This is a genomic window from Salmonella sp. SAL00672 (genome assembly GCF_046552175.1).
Lineage (GTDB): Bacteria > Pseudomonadota > Gammaproteobacteria > Enterobacterales > Enterobacteriaceae > Salmonella > Salmonella enterica.
Window position 1 is genome coordinate 40,125 of the sequence record NZ_JBGDUQ010000008.1, and the last position, 15,391, is coordinate 55,515.

Consider the following 15,391-nt stretch of genomic DNA (forward strand, 5'->3'; position numbering starts at 1 on the left):
TGACTGACCCATTACTTCACCGCTTTTCCCTTCAATAACTTTCTCACCCATAACCGATTTGGATTTAACGCCGCCAGCGTACCGGCATCCAGTGGAATCGGCTCGTTACTCATCTGCGCCGCCAGAATTTCTGCGCATAATGGCGCTGAGCACAAACCGCGCGATCCCAGCGCGCCGAGCATAAATAAACCCGGATACACAGGCGCAGGCGCCGCCGACGTTTTGTTATCGGCTAAATCGGCGTAATGCGTCAGCGTGGCGTGGTAATCCGGGACATTGCCCACCATCGGCAGATGGTCGCGGGTGGCGCAACGCACGCCGCAACGGGCGCTGTTGCCGCTAACGTCAACCTCTGTGGCCCATTTCGCATCCGGAAAACAGTCAAGCAGACGCTGTCGGTTCTGACGCTGATCTTCTTCGCGCCAGACGGTGCTTTCATCGCCCCGGTGATAGCTGGCGCCAATACAGTGCTGCTGATTATGCGGATTTTGCGGCGTCAGATAGCCGTCGTAGCATAACACCTGACGCAACGCCGAGAGGGCGGAGGTGGTGGGAATATGACTGACCTGCCCCCCGACGGCATACACCGGCAGCGGCCGGGTCTGATCAAAACGGTTAATCTGATGGCCGTTCGCCAGAACGACGGTCTCATGGCTGGCGGTTTCACCTGACGTAAAGCGCAGTTGCCAGCGCGACTCCTGCGCAACGAGCGACGTGAGCGTATGGCGAAAGCGCGTTTGTAAACCCTGTTCGGTCGCCAGTGCGATGACTGCGCGAGTTAATTGTTCCGGGCACAGCCAGCCGCCTGCCGGATAGGTAATTCCTCCGCAGCGTGTCGTCACGCCAACCGCCTGTTCCGCCTCTTCGGCATTGAGCGCCGAGGCCAGTCCGGCGGGCAGCGCCAGGGACAGCATCTGGGCAATTTTCTGCTGGCTTTTCTCATCCCATCCGAGCTGCGTTACGCCGCACCAGTCATGATCAAAAGAGACGGGCAGGGCATCATACAGGCGACGGGCAAAGGTGAATGCGGTCGGGAAAAAGCGATTAATGGCGGCGTCATGTTTGCTAAGGAGCGGATAAAGCGCGCCCTGTCGATTACCGGAAGCGCCCTGGGCGGGCTGATCATCTGCGCAATAGAGCGTCACCTGCCAGCCGCGACGCAGTAACGCCAGTGATAACAGCGCGCTGGCAATGCCGCCGCCAATGATCGCCGTTTCACGTTTTTCGCTTCCACTGCGGTAAAACCAGGGCGCGGAAAGGGTCGGCATGAGGTGTTGTTCCATCACTCCACAAAGCATCTCGCGTTTACGCCCGAAGCCTTTGCGTTTTTGCATGGTAAAACCGGCTTCCTGCAATCCCCGACGGACGAAACCCGCCGAGGTAAACGTCGCCAGCGTTGCGCCGGGCCGCGCCAGCCGCGCCATCGCGTTAAACAGGTTTGGCGTCCACATATCCGGATTTTTCGCCGGGGCAAAACCGTCGAGGAACCAGGCGTCGACTGTTTGATTCAGCGTGGCGTCCAGTTGGTCGGTCAATTCATTAATATCGCCAAACCACAAATCCAGCGTCACCCGACCCCGATCCAGCAATAGGCGGTGGCATCCCGGGAGTGGCAGCGGCCATTGCGCCTGCAGCTGCTCTGCCCAGGGCGCGAGCTCCGGCCAGTGTTGGTGCGCCAGCGCCAGATCGTCGCGCGTTAACGGGAATTTCTCAAAACTGATGAAATGTAACCTTTGCAGCGTCGCCTGTGGGTGCGCAGAACGAAAGCTGTCAAACGCCTGCCACAGCGTCAGGAAGTTGAGTCCGGTGCCAAAACCGCTTTCCGCGACTATAAATAATGGATGTGAATGTACGGGAAATCGCTCCGCAAGACGATTGCCGCCAAGAAAAACGTAGCGTGTCTCTTCGAGTCCATTGTCATTAGAAAAATAGACATCATCAAAATCTCGGGAAACAGGTGTACCCTCAGCGTTAAATTCGAGTGTGGCGGGTTGTATGGCGTATTGTTTCACGTAAGTTACTCGTCTGACGGGCGGTATCGCGATCTTAACGATGTGTGCCTGATGGCGCAAATTTCCGTACTAAATGGCTGATCGGACTTGTTCGGCGTACAAGTGTACGCTATTGTGCCAATCGAAACTTAAAAATAGTGCGAATTACAGAGGTATTGAATGAAACGTGCAGTGATTACTGGCCTGGGCATCGTTTCCAGCATCGGTAATAACCAGCAGGAAGTCCTGGCATCTCTGCGTGAAGGACGTTCAGGGATCACTTTCTCTCAGGAGCTGAAGGACGCCGGCATGCGTAGCCAGGTATGGGGCAACGTAAAACTGGATACCACTGGCCTCATTGACCGCAAAGTCGTGCGCTTTATGAGCGACGCCTCCATTTATGCTTATCTGTCTATGGAGCAGGCAGTGGCCGACGCCGGTCTGGCGCCGGAAGTCTATCAGAATAACCCGCGTGTCGGCCTGATTGCAGGTTCCGGCGGCGGCTCCCCGAAATTCCAGGTCTTTGGCGCAGACGCCATGCGTAGTCCGCGTGGTCTGAAAGCCGTTGGCCCGTATGTGGTGACGAAAGCAATGGCATCCGGCGTTTCCGCCTGCCTCGCTACGCCGTTTAAAATTTATGGCGTGAACTACTCCATTAGTTCCGCTTGCGCGACCTCCGCACACTGTATCGGCAATGCGGTTGAACAGATCCAACTGGGCAAACAGGACATCGTTTTTGCTGGCGGCGGCGAAGAGCTGTGCTGGGAAATGGCCTGTGAGTTCGACGCGATGGGCGCACTGTCCACCAAATATAACGATACGCCTGAAAAAGCGTCCCGTACCTATGATGCGCACCGTGATGGGTTTGTCATCGCGGGCGGTGGCGGTATGGTTGTTGTCGAAGAGCTGGAGCACGCTCTGGCGCGCGGCGCGCATATCTATGCGGAAATCGTCGGCTATGGCGCAACATCCGATGGCGCAGACATGGTTGCTCCGTCTGGTGAAGGCGCAGTACGTTGCATGCAGATGGCGATGCACGGCGTAGACACGCCGATCGACTACCTGAACTCTCACGGTACCTCTACTCCGGTAGGCGACGTGAAAGAACTCGGTGCAATCCGTGAAGTGTTTGGCGATAACAGCCCGGCTATCTCCGCGACCAAAGCGATGACCGGCCACTCGCTGGGTGCGGCTGGCGTGCAGGAAGCCATCTACTCTCTGCTGATGCTGGAGCACGGTTTTATCGCGCCGAGCATCAACATCGAAGAGCTGGATGAGCAGGCTGCGGGTCTGAACATCGTGACCGAAACGACCGAGCGTGAACTGACTACCGTAATGTCTAACAGCTTCGGTTTTGGCGGCACCAACGCCACGCTGGTGATGCGTAAGTTGTAAGCCTGACTATTACGTTGTAGTATCAACAATGAAACAGGTCGCTAATGCGACCTGTTTTTTCATTCAGGGAACAACAAATTATATGGATATTATATAAATGCCAACTAATACATTAGATAAAATTAGGCATAGTTTGAGTTGTGTGGCTGTTTTATTTGGTTTGTTCGGCATTTTTGTTTTTGCCTCATTTTCGCCTTCCTATGCCTGGCTTTATTTGGGAGGTCTGGCTGCGCCTTTTATATATAGTATTGTTTTTGTCTATGCGATTGCCGCCTGGAGTATTTATTCAAAGTATTACCCGTTTTTATCATTGGGTCGCTTATCATTCGTGGAGTGTTTTGTTCCGGCGCTGGCCCTGGTGTGCCTTACCGTTCTCTACAATGCTTTTAGTGGCCCGGAACCCTGGATGGCCGAGTTATCAAGGCAATTTTTTCTTCATAAATTTCTTAACACGCTGGCGATGTGCTTTCTGGCTCCTGTGGCGGAGGAAATTATATTCAGAGGGTTTTTATTAAACAGCAGTATCGGTTGGGGTCGGTACTCAAGAGCTTCCGGTATTATTATTACTTCACTCGCTTTTGCATTTATGCATACACAATATCTCTTTGCGGTGACTTTTGTTTATCTGTTTGTTTTTTCATCGATATTATGCGTTGTTCGAATGAGAAGCCGTGGGCTAATGATACCGATAACACTTCATATTTTAAATAATGCCTGGGTTGTTTTCGGCTTACTGTTTTCAGCGACGGAATAAGAGCCTGATGAAATAGGCGCTTTAACCTCTCCGGTACGAACAAGAGACCGATGGCGATTCCCTTTTTTAATGCTTCTTATATTCCGGCGCGACTTTTGCTGACCAGGCCTCAGCCTGGGTGATGGCGCCTGCGTCATAAATCGGCTGTTCATAACCCCTGTCAGCATCCCGAACGCGGTAAATTTTCCAGCGTCCCTCTTCCCAACGGGTATAAACTTCCAGGTGGATGGGCGTTGACTCTGTGCCCAACAGAACATCCACTTTTTCTCCGCCGAGGAAAGGGTGTGCCTTCCCAACCCGTAACTGTGGAATCCACTCTGGCGCATAGTCCTGCGCATACATAAAATAATCTGCCCCCACAATCTCCTGTTCATAAAGGGACTGTATTAGCGCTAGGCGAAGAATAACCTCTTTAGCAACGTAACGTTGCATTAAGGCGGTGGTGTCGTCAGGGGGATTCACATCGTTCGTGAACGTCGTCATCCATGAGGTATAGAACTGCTTCACGGCCTGCGTACTGTCGTGATGAGGCGCAGAGCAACTACAAAGCAACAGGATAAGCGCGACAAGGGAGAACGTTTTCATTAATTCTTCCTGTAGATGGTATATGAGGGCCTGGCTGCCCGGTAGCCCGGGCCGGCCCACATATCGCGTTGTTTAAAATCTGAATACCACTCTGTGCCATCGTATATCGCCATGTGACCGCTCGGGTTTCCGCCAGCGTAAGGTTGAATAATGATGACGTCACCCTCGCGCGGCATTTCATAGGTACCAATAGCGGTGAATCCGGCGCTTCTTAACATTGGGCCATAATCTTTCGCATGATACGTATGCCCCAGCGTGATACCGCCCGCCTGAATTGCCTTTCGGGTAAATTCCGCACACCGGCCTTGAGAATGAGAACCTGCATGCGTTTTGGCATAATTAACCGCCACTCTTTTATCCCAACTCATAATGATTCCTGTTAATAAAATACGTAATAGCAATTACGTAATGCTTTAACAGTATTTGATTCGGGAAGCATGACAGATAGTGCTATTACTATTTTCAATATAATAAGTTTAAATATTTATTAATTGTTGAGATTGATAGGTTAAAGCCAATTTATTCAGCATTAACTATTATTCTGCGATATCGGCATCATTTTTTATTTGCATATCATCATAGCGCGACGGCCAGATCTCCTGCGGCGTGATGCCCAGCGCGTCCGCAATAATTCGTTCAGCTCTCGGCCAGGAACGGGTAAAGACATTGCGCAGTGAATCAGGTGATAAACCGGCCTGACGAGAAAGATCTCTGAGCGTAATACCTCTTTTTTCAAGTGCACTTTTAATATCTGCACGATGCCAGTCTTGGCTTTTTGGTTCCATTCTGTAATCCTAAGAAGATGTGTTATCGGCACCGATATTTTTAAGGTAAAAATTAGCGCGAGAAAAAGAAAGTTACTTTCTTTTTCACTCTGAGAATAGTGCCAGAAAGAAAGCAAAATTTCGCGAAAAAGAAGAAATATTTTTATTTCATCAGGGGAAAGGAAAGAAACCGATGGCAAAGGAATGGTTCACGGTTAAGGAATGTCTTGGCTTACCGGGGTTTCCGGGAAGCGAGCCTGCGGTTCGCGAACGTTTATATAAGTACAGTGAAGGGAAAGCGGGGGTCAGGCGTAAGCGTGTTAAATCAAAGGCCGAGGAGTTTCATATATCTGTTTTCCCTCTCTATGTTCATCGTTATCTGGACGACAGCGGAGAGGAACCGACGCCAGAACCCATTTCCTTACAGGAAGCGGAGCCTGAAGATATCTGGGAGATGATGTTCAGGTTACTGACGCCAGAACAGCGCAAGCAGGTGACCGGACGGTTTAAGGTGAGAGGGATGAAAGCGGTCTTTCCCTTTCTGTTTGATGACACGCCGCCACGTTGATACCCTGGCTGCAATTTCAAGGTTGACAAGTTTCGCGTCTCACAGGCAGACTTCACTCTCTACATTATCCTTCCGATAATGCGTAAGCGTTTAACGTTATCCAACGCACCTTAATCCTGACGTTCAGGTAGAGGGGGGCGTGGCCTTTCCCCGCCTTACTCTGCATTCTGGAGTAATGCATGACAGCAGTTAGCCAAAAAACAACGACCCCGTCTGCGAATTTTTCGCTGTTCCGCATCGCCTTTGCGGTTTTCCTGACCTATATGACGGTCGGCCTGCCGTTACCCGTCATCCCGCTTTTTGTTCATCACGAACTGGGCTATAGCAATACGATGGTTGGGATCGCCGTGGGCATTCAGTTTTTTGCGACGGTACTGACGCGCGGCTATGCCGGACGGCTGGCGGATCAATATGGCGCTAAACGATCGGCGTTACAGGGGATGTTTGCCTGCGGGCTGGCGGGCGCCGCCTGGCTCCTGGCCGCGCTGTTGCCGGTTTCCGCGCCGATAAAATTCGCGCTGCTTATTGTCGGGCGTTTGATCCTCGGATTTGGCGAAAGCCAGCTGCTGACCGGAACCCTGACCTGGGGACTGGGGCTGGTTGGCCCAACGCGTTCCGGTAAGGTGATGTCGTGGAACGGGATGGCGATTTACGGTGCGCTGGCGGCCGGTGCGCCGTTGGGCTTGCTGATCCATAGCCACTTTGGCTTCGCGGCGCTGGCGGGGACGACGATGGTTTTACCGCTGCTGGCCTGGGCATTCAACGGCACCGTGCGTAAAGTGCCTGCGTATACGGGGGAGCGACCTTCACTGTGGAGCGTGGTCGGGCTTATCTGGAAACCGGGCCTGGGCCTGGCATTGCAGGGCGTGGGCTTTGCCGTCATCGGTACGTTTATTTCACTTTATTTTGTCAGCAATGGCTGGACGATGGCGGGATTCACCCTGACCGCGTTTGGCGGTGCGTTTGTACTGATGCGCATATTGTTCGGTTGGATGCCGGACCGCTTTGGCGGCGTGAAGGTCGCCGTTGTCTCATTGCTGGTTGAGACGGCAGGGTTGCTGCTCTTGTGGCTGGCGCCGACGGCCTGGATAGCGCTGGTAGGCGCGGCGCTCACCGGGGCAGGGTGTTCACTGATTTTCCCGGCGCTGGGCGTGGAGGTTGTGAAACGCGTACCTGCACAGGTACGCGGTACGGCGCTCGGCGGCTACGCCGCGTTTCAGGATATCTCCTACGGCGTTACCGGCCCGCTGGCGGGCATGCTGGCCACGTCATGCGGCTATCCTTCCGTATTCCTCGCGGGAGCGATCTCCGCTGTGGTTGGCATCCTGGTGACGATATTATCGTTCCGGCGTGGTTAAGAAACCAGCCAGAAAAGCGCCAGTACAATTATTAGCGCGATAAACAACAGGCCTGGCCGCGCAGACAGATTTTTCACGGTTTCAATCATCGGCGCAAACGGGCGGTAGATGGGTTGAATAGAGAGCGGTTCCAGCTCATCAGTCTCCCGCTCTACGCGACGCAGGAAAATATGGTTAAGTAAATCCTGCACCTGGGCGGTGGTCAGCACCGTTTGCGGCTGAATTTGATAAGTGTGCTGGGCATACTCTTTGATCGCTGTGAGTTCGTCCGGCTCAAGCGGTTGTTTTAACGCAGCCTGAAGCGTATGTAGCGTAGGCGCGTGTTGTAGTGACAGCGTCTGCCGCGCCTGTAGCCATGTCGCCAGATGGGTAAACTGCTTTGCCGGAATGAGCTCGCCGCTTTTCACGCCGGAGAGTTCCAGCATTGATTGCCAGATAAGTTTGTTTGACTCGCCGGTCGCGGCTGCCAGCTTCGTCACCAACTGATTCAACGTATTATGTTCAGCAGGCAATAATGGCCGATCCGTTGCCGGACGTTGCTGCGGCTGCGGAATGGAAAGCTGCCCCTGTTGCAGGAGCGTCAGCACGTTTTTGAGTTGATCGGGCGTAAGCTGGCTAAGCGCGGTTTGACCGTATTGTTGACGGATAAAATCGCTGACGGCCTGACGATTATTCCCGACGCCAAGCAGCTCTGTTAGCTGTGAAAGCACCTGACGATTGGCATGATTTTGCTGCGCTACGCCCAGACGCTGGGTAAGATTCTGTTCAGCGGCGGGGAAGTGGCGCGACAGTAGCGGCGCGTCATTTTTTATCCCCAGATCGTGTTTCATTCCGGCCCATACTTCCGCGCTTTGCTGCTGGGTCAGTGAAATCAGGCGCGTGATCAGCCTTTCCAGTACCGTACGCTGTTGCATGGAAAGCGGCTGCTCGCTCGCAGCGGAAAGAGGATTACGCCCTTCGCCTGGAGGCTGTGCAGGGGCGCCGGAGATGGGATGCATAATTAATTATCCTTTAACCATAAATCTGAGCAATATATGCCTGGCGGCCAGATTATGGCACACTTGTCCGGTTAACTCTCGTTCTCAAACAGGTACGACAGTCGTGAAAATTCTCGTTGATGAAAATATGCCTTACGCCCGCGAATTATTTAGCCGCCTGGGTGAGGTAAAGGCAGTGCCGGGTCGCCCGATCCCCGTTGAAGAATTGAACCATGCCGATGCGTTAATGGTGCGTTCGGTCACGAAAGTGAATGAATCGCTGCTGAGCGGCACGCCGATTAACTTCGTTGGTACTGCTACGGCAGGCACCGATCATGTGGATGAGGCATGGCTGAAGCAGGCGGGCATCGGTTTTTCAGCCGCGCCCGGCTGTAATGCTATCGCCGTGGTGGAGTATGTGTTTTCCGCGCTGTTGATGCTGGCCGAACGTGACGGCTTTTCGTTACGCGATCGCACTATAGGGATTGTCGGCGTGGGTAACGTCGGAAGCCGGCTACAGACCAGGCTTGAAGCGTTGGGTATCCGCACGTTGCTGTGCGATCCGCCACGCGCCGCACGCGGGGACGAGGGTGATTTTCGTACGCTGGATGAGCTGGTGCAGGAAGCGGATGTCCTGACTTTCCATACGCCGCTCTATAAAGACGGACCGTACAAAACGCTGCATCTGGCCGATGAGACGCTGATCCGTCGACTGAAACCCGGCGCCATTCTCATTAACGCCTGCCGCGGTCCGGTGGTGGATAACGCCGCGTTGCTGGCGCGACTTAATGCCGGGCAGCCGCTGAGCGTGGTGCTTGATGTGTGGGAGGGCGAACCGGATCTTAACGTCGCGCTACTGGAAGCCGTGGATATCGGCACGTCGCATATTGCCGGTTATACGCTGGAAGGCAAAGCGCGCGGCACCACTCAGGTCTTTGAGGCGTATAGCGCGTTTATTGGCCGCGAGCAGCATGTCGCGCTGGAGACATTACTGCCTGCGCCTGAGTTTGGTCGTATTACGCTTCATGGCACGCTGGATCAACCGACGCTGAAAAGACTGGCGCATTTGGTGTATGATGTGCGCCGCGACGATGCGCCGCTGCGTAAAGTCGCTGGAATTCCGGGTGAATTTGATAAATTGCGTAAAAATTATCTTGAGCGCCGTGAATGGTCGTCTTTATACGTGATGTGTGACGACGAAACGGCAGCCGCCTTGCTGTGTAAGCTAGGTTTTAACGCTGTTCATCACCCGGCACATTAATGTCTTCTTAATGCTCCCTGTCGAATAATGCGACAGGGACGCTTATGTATTTCTGGAGTAAATCACCATGTCTGAAGGCTGGAACATTGCCATTCTGGGCGCAACGGGCGCCGTAGGCGAAGCCCTGCTTGAAACACTGGCTGAACGCCAGTTCCCGGTCGGTGAAATTTATGCGTTGGCGCGTCATGAAAGCGCGGGCGAGCACCTCCGTTTTGGTGGCAAGTCGGTCATTGTCCAGGATGCGGCGGACTTTGACTGGACGCAGGCGCAGTTGGCGTTTTTCGTTGCCGGCGCAGAGGCATCGGCTGCCTGGATAGACGACGCGACCAATGCAGGTTGCCTGGTGATAGATTCCAGCGGTCTGTTCGCGCTGGAGCCTGATGTGCCGCTGGTCGTGCCGGAAGTTAACCCGTATGTACTGGCGGATTACCGTAACCGTAACGTGATTGCGGTCGCCGATAGTCTGACCAGTCAACTGCTGGCGGCGCTCAAGCCGTTAATCGATCAGGGGGGACTGTCGCGCATCGCCGTCACCAGTATGTTATCAGCGTCCGCACAGGGGAAAAAAGCGGTCGATGCGCTGGCCGGACAGAGTGCGAAGCTGCTTAACGGCATACCGATTGATGAAGATGATTTCTTTGGCCGCCAGTTAGCGTTCAATATGCTGCCGCTGCTGCCGGATCGTGAAGGCAGCGTGCGCCAGGAACGTCGTATCGTCGATGAAGTGCGTAAAATTTTGCAGGACGATGGCGTGATGATCTCCGCCAGTGTCGTGCAGTCGCCGGTGTTCTATGGCCATGCGCAGATGGTGAGCTTTGAAGCGCTCCGTCCGCTGGCGGCGGAAGAGGCGCGCGAGGCATTTTCCCGCGGTGAAGATATCGTACTGTCAGAAGAGACGGATTACCCGACGCAGGTGGGCGACGCTTCCGGCAATCCACAGCTTTCTATTGGCTGTGTGCATAATGATTACGGTATGCCGGAACAAATTCAGTTCTGGTCAGTGGCGGACAACGTGCGTTTCGGCGGCGCGCTGATGGCCGTTAAAATTGCGGAGAAGCTGGTGCAGGAGTATCTGTACTGATGTCCGGACAGCAATCATCGCCGGTCTATAAAATTGCGCTGGGTATTGAGTACGACGGCAGCAAGTATTATGGCTGGCAGCGTCAGAATGAAGTGCGCAGCGTGCAGGAAAAGCTGGAAAAAGCGCTCTCGCAGGTGGCAAATGAACCTATTAACGTGTTCTGCGCCGGGCGTACCGATGCCGGCGTTCACGGCACCGGGCAGGTTGTCCATTTCGAAACGACCGCATTGCGCAAAGATGCGGCATGGACGCTGGGGGTAAATGCGAATTTGCCTGGTGACATTGCCGTGCGCTGGGTGAAAACTGTACCGGATGATTTTCACGCGCGATTTAGCGCTACGGCTCGCCGTTATCGCTATATCATCTACAATCATCGACTGCGTCCTGCGGTATTAGCAAAAGGCGTGACGCATTACTATGAGCCGCTGGATGCAGAGCGGATGCATCGCGCGGCGCAGTGTCTGCTTGGCGAAAATGATTTTACCTCGTTTCGCGCGGTGCAGTGCCAGTCGCGCACGCCGTGGCGTAATGTGATGCACATCAACGTTACCCGCCACGGCCCTTATGTGGTGGTCGATATCAAAGCGAATGCCTTTGTTCATCATATGGTCAGGAATATTGTCGGCAGCCTGCTGGAAGTAGGCGCTCACAACCAGCCGGAGAGCTGGATCGCAGAGCTGTTAGCGGCCAGGGACAGAACGCTGGCGGCGGCAACGGCGAAGGCGGAGGGGCTATATTTGGTTGCGGTGGATTACCCTGACCGGTTTGACCTTCCAAAACCGCCAATGGGCCCGCTATTTCTGGCGGACTAATCCGAATCGCACACCCGAAACGTGTCGGGTAGAAAGGCAAAGACAAATATGGACCTGATCTACTTTATTATTGATTTTATTCTGCACATCGATGTGCATCTGGCGGAGCTGGTCGCGGAGTACGGCGTCTGGGTGTACGCTATTTTGTTTTTGATTCTGTTTTGTGAAACCGGCCTGGTCGTCACGCCGTTCCTGCCGGGCGACTCGCTGCTGTTTGTCGCCGGGGCGCTGGCTTCGCTGGAAACCAACGATCTCAATGTGCATGTCATGGTGGCGTTAATGCTGATCGCCGCAATTGTCGGCGATGCGGTAAATTACACGATTGGTCGACTGTTCGGCGAAAAACTGTTCAGTAATCCGAATTCGAAAATTTTCCGCCGTAGTTATCTGGATAAAACCCACCAGTTTTATGAAAAACACGGCGGTAAAACTATCATTCTCGCTCGCTTCGTGCCGATCGTCAGAACCTTTGCGCCGTTTGTGGCAGGGATGGGGCACATGTCCTATCGGCATTTTGCCGCCTATAACGTCATCGGCGCGCTGCTGTGGGTGCTGCTCTTTACCTACGCCGGTTATTTCTTCGGTACGATACCGTTGATTCAGGATAACCTTAAGTTGCTGATTGTGGGGATTATCGTGGTTTCGATATTACCTGGCGTCATTGAGATTGTCCGGCATAAGCGCGCTGCGTCGCGTGCCGCAAAATAGAAAGTAACTCAGCGGTTCGACCACTTTTTTATCCAAAGTTTCGGGCTGTTATGTTTTAATGTGCAACATTCATGGTCTGTTGGGGGCAAAAATGGCATTATGCGCCCCTTATAATAAAGCTGACTAAGGTTCAGGCAGAAAGGTCACCAATGAGCTGGATTGAACGAATTAAAAGCAACATTACTCCCACCCGCAAGGCTAGCATTCCTGAAGGGGTGTGGACCAAGTGTGATAGCTGCGGTCAGGTTTTATACCGCGCTGAGCTGGAACGTAATCTTGAGGTCTGTCCTAAGTGTGACCATCATATGCGCATGTCGGCGCGCAATCGCCTGCATAGCCTGTTAGATGAAGGTTCCCTTGTGGAGTTGGGTAGCGAGCTGGAGCCAAAAGACGTGCTCAAGTTCCGCGACTCCAAAAAATATAAAGACAGACTGGCGTCCGCGCAGAAAGAAACCGGCGAGAAAGACGCGCTGGTGGTCATGAAAGGGACGCTTCACGGTATGCCGGTTGTCGCCGCCGCGTTTGAATTCGCGTTCATGGGCGGCTCAATGGGGTCTGTCGTTGGCGCACGCTTCGTTCGCGCCGTTGAACAGGCGCTGGAAGACAACTGTCCGTTAGTGTGTTTCTCTGCTTCCGGCGGCGCGCGTATGCAAGAAGCGCTGATGTCGCTGATGCAGATGGCGAAAACCTCGGCGGCGCTGGCTAAAATGCAGGAACGTGGTCTGCCCTACATTTCGGTATTGACCGATCCGACAATGGGCGGCGTTTCCGCCAGTTTTGCGATGCTGGGCGATCTCAACATCGCCGAGCCAAAAGCTCTGATTGGCTTCGCCGGCCCGCGCGTTATCGAACAGACCGTTCGCGAAAAACTGCCGCCAGGATTCCAGCGCAGTGAGTTCCTGATCGAAAAAGGCGCTATTGATATGATAGTCCGCCGCCCGGAAATGCGCCTGAAGCTGGCGAGCATTCTGGCGAAGCTGATGAATCTGCCCGCGCCGAACCCGGACGCCCCGCGTGAAGGCGTGGTGGTGCCTCCGGCGCCGGATCAGGAGTCTGAGGCCTGATAACTGAAAAGGGCAGGGCCGCAGGCTCTGCCCTTTTGCTTTTCACCGTAAAGAAGCAGCGGAAACAATGAAAAACAAATCTATACCTCAAGCTGCGTCGCCCCTGGCCTCGTGGCTTTCTTATCTGGAAAACCTGCACAGCAAGAGTATCGATTTAGGCCTTGAGCGCGTAAGCCAGGTGGCAGCGCGTCTGGACATCCTCAAGCCTGCGCCGTTCGTTTTTACCGTTGCGGGAACCAACGGCAAAGGTACGACCTGTCGCACGCTGGAGTCGGTGTTAATCGCGGCGGGATACCGTGTGGGCGTCTATAGTTCGCCTCATCTGGTACGTTACACCGAGCGCGTGCGCGTGCAGGGGAAAGAATTAGCGGAATCCGCGCATACCGCGTCCTTTGCGGAAATAGAAGCGGCACGCGGCGATATTTCATTGACCTATTTTGAATATGGCACGTTGTCGGCATTGTGGCTGTTTAAACAGGCTAACCTTGACGTGGTGATTCTGGAGGTCGGGTTGGGCGGCCGCCTGGACGCCACGAACATTGTGGATGCCGATGTAGCGGTAATTACCAGCATCGCGCTTGACCATACTGACTGGCTGGGGCCGGATCGCGAAAGTATCGGCCGCGAGAAGGCCGGGATTTTTCGCGCGGAAAAACCCGCTATCGTCGGCGAACCGGAAATGCCGGCAACCATCGCGGATGTCGCGCAGGAGACCGGCGCGCTGTTGCGGCGTCGTGGCGTTGACTGGCGTTATGAGGTGACAGCGACCCACTGGGCGTTTACCGATGGTGACGGCACGCTTGCCGGACTGCCGTTGCCGCAGGTTCCTCAGCCGAATGCCGCCACCGCTCTGGCCGCGCTGCGCGCCAGCAGGTTGAACATTGATGAGCAGGCGATTCGCGACGGTATTGCGCAGGCTACCTTGCCGGGACGTTTTCAAATCGTGAGTGAGTCGCCGCGCGTTATCTTTGATGTCGCCCATAATCCCCACGCGGCGGAATACCTGACGGGTCGTCTGAAAATGTTGCCGAAACGCGGGCGCGTGCTTGCGGTGATTGGTATGCTGCATGATAAAGATATCGCCGGCACGTTAGCCTGGTTGAAAAGCGTGGTTGACGACTGGTATTGTGCTCCGTTAGAGGGGCCGCGCGGCGCGACGGCGGAACAACTTCTGGAACATCTGGGGAAAGGGAATGTCTATGATAGCGTCGCGCAGGCATGGCAGGCCGCTATCGACGCGGCGCAGCCAGAAGATACCGTGCTGGTGTGCGGATCGTTCCACACCGTCGCACATGTTATGGAAGTGATAGACGCGGGGAGAATCGGTGGCGAGTAAGTTTCAGAATCGTTTAGTCGGCACGATTGTGTTAGTCGCGCTGGGGGTTATTGTGCTTCCCGGTCTGCTGGACGGACAGAAAAAGCATTATCAGGATGAATTTGCTGCGATTCCACTGGTACCGAAGCCTGGCGACCGTGATGAGCCGGATATGATGCCTGCCGCAACGCAGGCGCTGCCGACACAGCCGCCGGAAGGGGCGGCTGAAGAGGTGCGGGCGGGAGATGCGGCCGCGCCGTCGCTGGACCCGTCGCGCATGGCGTCTAACAATGTCGAGCTTGATCCGATACCGGTGGAGACGCCTAAACCGAAGCCGGTTGAAAAGCCGAAGCCGCAGCCTAAACCGCAACAGCCGGTTGTCGCCGCTTCCACGCCGACGCCCGCGCCGCAACCGGCTACCGACGATAAACCTGCGCCGACCGGCAAAGCCTATGTCGTACAGTTGGGTGCGCTGAAAAATGCGGATAAAGTCAACGAGATAGTCGGCAAGCTTCGTTCCGCCGGGTTCCGGGTTTATACTTCCCCCTCAACGCCGGTACAGGGTAAAATAACCCGTATTCTCGTCGGGCCGGATGCGTCGAAAGATAAGATGAAAGGATCGCTTGGCGAGCTCAAGCAGATTTCCGGGTTAAGCGGCGTGGTGATGGGATATAGCCCGAACTAAGGCGCGTTTTGCCTGAGCGCGCAGCGTTAAGGCCTACGGTGTTCACTTGGTAAATAGCCGAAGTTCTGTAGGC

16 protein-coding genes are annotated in these 15,391 nt (G+C 54.5%); 11 read left to right on the forward strand and 5 right to left on the reverse strand.

Annotated features, from left to right (window positions below; translation table 11 throughout):
* Positions 1 to 11: 11 nt before the first annotated feature.
* Positions 12 to 2,012: a bifunctional tRNA (5-methylaminomethyl-2-thiouridine)(34)-methyltransferase MnmD/FAD-dependent 5-carboxymethylaminomethyl-2-thiouridine(34) oxidoreductase MnmC gene (gene mnmC, locus ACLJTG_RS17785; protein ID WP_023261648.1), complete on the reverse strand. Its 2,001-nt coding sequence runs from the start codon at positions 2,010 to 2,012 to the stop codon at positions 12 to 14.
* Between the two features lie 159 nt (positions 2,013 to 2,171).
* Between mnmC and fabB the strand changes: the two genes are divergently transcribed.
* Both fabB and ACLJTG_RS17795 read left to right on the forward strand, forming a co-directional pair.
* Positions 2,172 to 3,386: a beta-ketoacyl-ACP synthase I gene (fabB, locus tag ACLJTG_RS17790; protein WP_000817161.1), complete on the forward strand. Its 1,215-nt coding sequence runs from the start codon at positions 2,172 to 2,174 to the stop codon at positions 3,384 to 3,386.
* A 97-nt stretch (positions 3,387 to 3,483) separates the two neighbouring features.
* Complete coding sequence (locus tag ACLJTG_RS17795; protein WP_001142900.1) at positions 3,484 to 4,140, forward strand: CPBP family intramembrane glutamic endopeptidase; 657 nt, start codon at positions 3,484 to 3,486, stop codon at positions 4,138 to 4,140.
* A 66-nt stretch (positions 4,141 to 4,206) separates the two neighbouring features.
* Here the strand turns inward: ACLJTG_RS17795 and ACLJTG_RS17800 are convergent, their stop codons facing one another.
* The 3 genes from ACLJTG_RS17800 to ACLJTG_RS17810 all read right to left on the reverse strand — a co-directional run bounded on the left by ACLJTG_RS17800 (position 4,207) and on the right by ACLJTG_RS17810 (position 5,510).
* Positions 4,207 to 4,725, reverse strand: coding sequence for a YbjP/YqhG family protein (locus ACLJTG_RS17800; protein ID WP_000847535.1), 519 nt, complete (start codon positions 4,723 to 4,725; stop codon positions 4,207 to 4,209).
* Positions 4,725 to 5,093, reverse strand: coding sequence for an NlpC/P60 family protein (locus ACLJTG_RS17805; RefSeq protein WP_000118258.1), 369 nt, complete (start codon positions 5,091 to 5,093; stop codon positions 4,725 to 4,727). Before ACLJTG_RS17805 ends, ACLJTG_RS17800 begins: the two co-directional genes overlap by 1 nt.
* Positions 5,094 to 5,261: 168 nt before the next feature.
* Positions 5,262 to 5,510 (reverse strand): transcriptional regulator, encoded by a 249-nt coding sequence (locus ACLJTG_RS17810; RefSeq protein WP_000433425.1) that lies wholly within the window; start codon positions 5,508 to 5,510, stop codon positions 5,262 to 5,264.
* 172 nt (positions 5,511 to 5,682) lie between these two features.
* Between ACLJTG_RS17810 and ACLJTG_RS17815 the strand changes: the two genes are divergently transcribed.
* Both ACLJTG_RS17815 and ACLJTG_RS17820 read left to right on the forward strand, forming a co-directional pair.
* Positions 5,683 to 6,057, forward strand: coding sequence for a hypothetical protein (locus tag ACLJTG_RS17815; RefSeq protein ID WP_001051261.1), 375 nt, complete (start codon positions 5,683 to 5,685; stop codon positions 6,055 to 6,057).
* Between the two features lie 179 nt (positions 6,058 to 6,236).
* Positions 6,237 to 7,415, forward strand: coding sequence for an MFS transporter (locus ACLJTG_RS17820; protein ID WP_000127720.1), 1,179 nt, complete (start codon positions 6,237 to 6,239; stop codon positions 7,413 to 7,415).
* Here the strand turns inward: ACLJTG_RS17820 and flk are convergent.
* On the reverse strand, positions 7,412 to 8,413 hold the full coding sequence (flk, locus tag ACLJTG_RS17825) for a flagella biosynthesis regulator Flk (protein ID WP_000553397.1): 1,002 nt from the start codon (positions 8,411 to 8,413) through the stop codon (positions 7,412 to 7,414). The two genes, ACLJTG_RS17820 and flk, sit on opposite strands and share 4 nt — an antisense overlap.
* A gap of 103 nt (positions 8,414 to 8,516) precedes the next feature.
* On the opposite strand from flk, the gene pdxB reads away from it, so the two are divergent.
* The 7 genes from pdxB to dedD all read left to right on the forward strand — a co-directional run bounded on the left by pdxB (position 8,517) and on the right by dedD (position 15,318).
* Positions 8,517 to 9,653, forward strand: a complete 1,137-nt coding sequence (gene pdxB, locus ACLJTG_RS17830; RefSeq protein ID WP_198898341.1) for a 4-phosphoerythronate dehydrogenase PdxB — start codon at positions 8,517 to 8,519, stop codon at positions 9,651 to 9,653.
* Between the two features lie 67 nt (positions 9,654 to 9,720).
* Positions 9,721 to 10,734, forward strand: a complete 1,014-nt coding sequence (locus ACLJTG_RS17835) for an aspartate-semialdehyde dehydrogenase (protein WP_001289141.1) — start codon at positions 9,721 to 9,723, stop codon at positions 10,732 to 10,734.
* On the forward strand, positions 10,734 to 11,546 hold the full coding sequence (truA, locus tag ACLJTG_RS17840; protein ID WP_000016631.1) for a tRNA pseudouridine(38-40) synthase TruA: 813 nt from the start codon (positions 10,734 to 10,736) through the stop codon (positions 11,544 to 11,546). The genes ACLJTG_RS17835 and truA overlap by 1 nt, the downstream gene beginning before the upstream one ends.
* A gap of 48 nt (positions 11,547 to 11,594) precedes the next feature.
* A complete protein-coding gene (locus tag ACLJTG_RS17845) occupies positions 11,595 to 12,254 on the forward strand; it encodes a DedA family protein (protein WP_000364318.1) in 660 nt (219 codons plus the stop codon).
* Between the two features lie 149 nt (positions 12,255 to 12,403).
* Positions 12,404 to 13,318: an acetyl-CoA carboxylase, carboxyltransferase subunit beta gene (accD, locus tag ACLJTG_RS17850; RefSeq protein WP_000118383.1), complete on the forward strand. Its 915-nt coding sequence runs from the start codon at positions 12,404 to 12,406 to the stop codon at positions 13,316 to 13,318.
* A 67-nt stretch (positions 13,319 to 13,385) separates the two neighbouring features.
* Entirely contained in the window at positions 13,386 to 14,654 is a 1,269-nt protein-coding gene (gene folC, locus ACLJTG_RS17855; protein WP_000792275.1) for a bifunctional tetrahydrofolate synthase/dihydrofolate synthase, read from the forward strand.
* Positions 14,644 to 15,318, forward strand: a complete 675-nt coding sequence (gene dedD, locus ACLJTG_RS17860) for a cell division protein DedD (protein ID WP_000157036.1) — start codon at positions 14,644 to 14,646, stop codon at positions 15,316 to 15,318. Before folC ends, dedD begins: the two co-directional genes overlap by 11 nt.
* Positions 15,319 to 15,391: the final 73 nt, after the last annotated feature.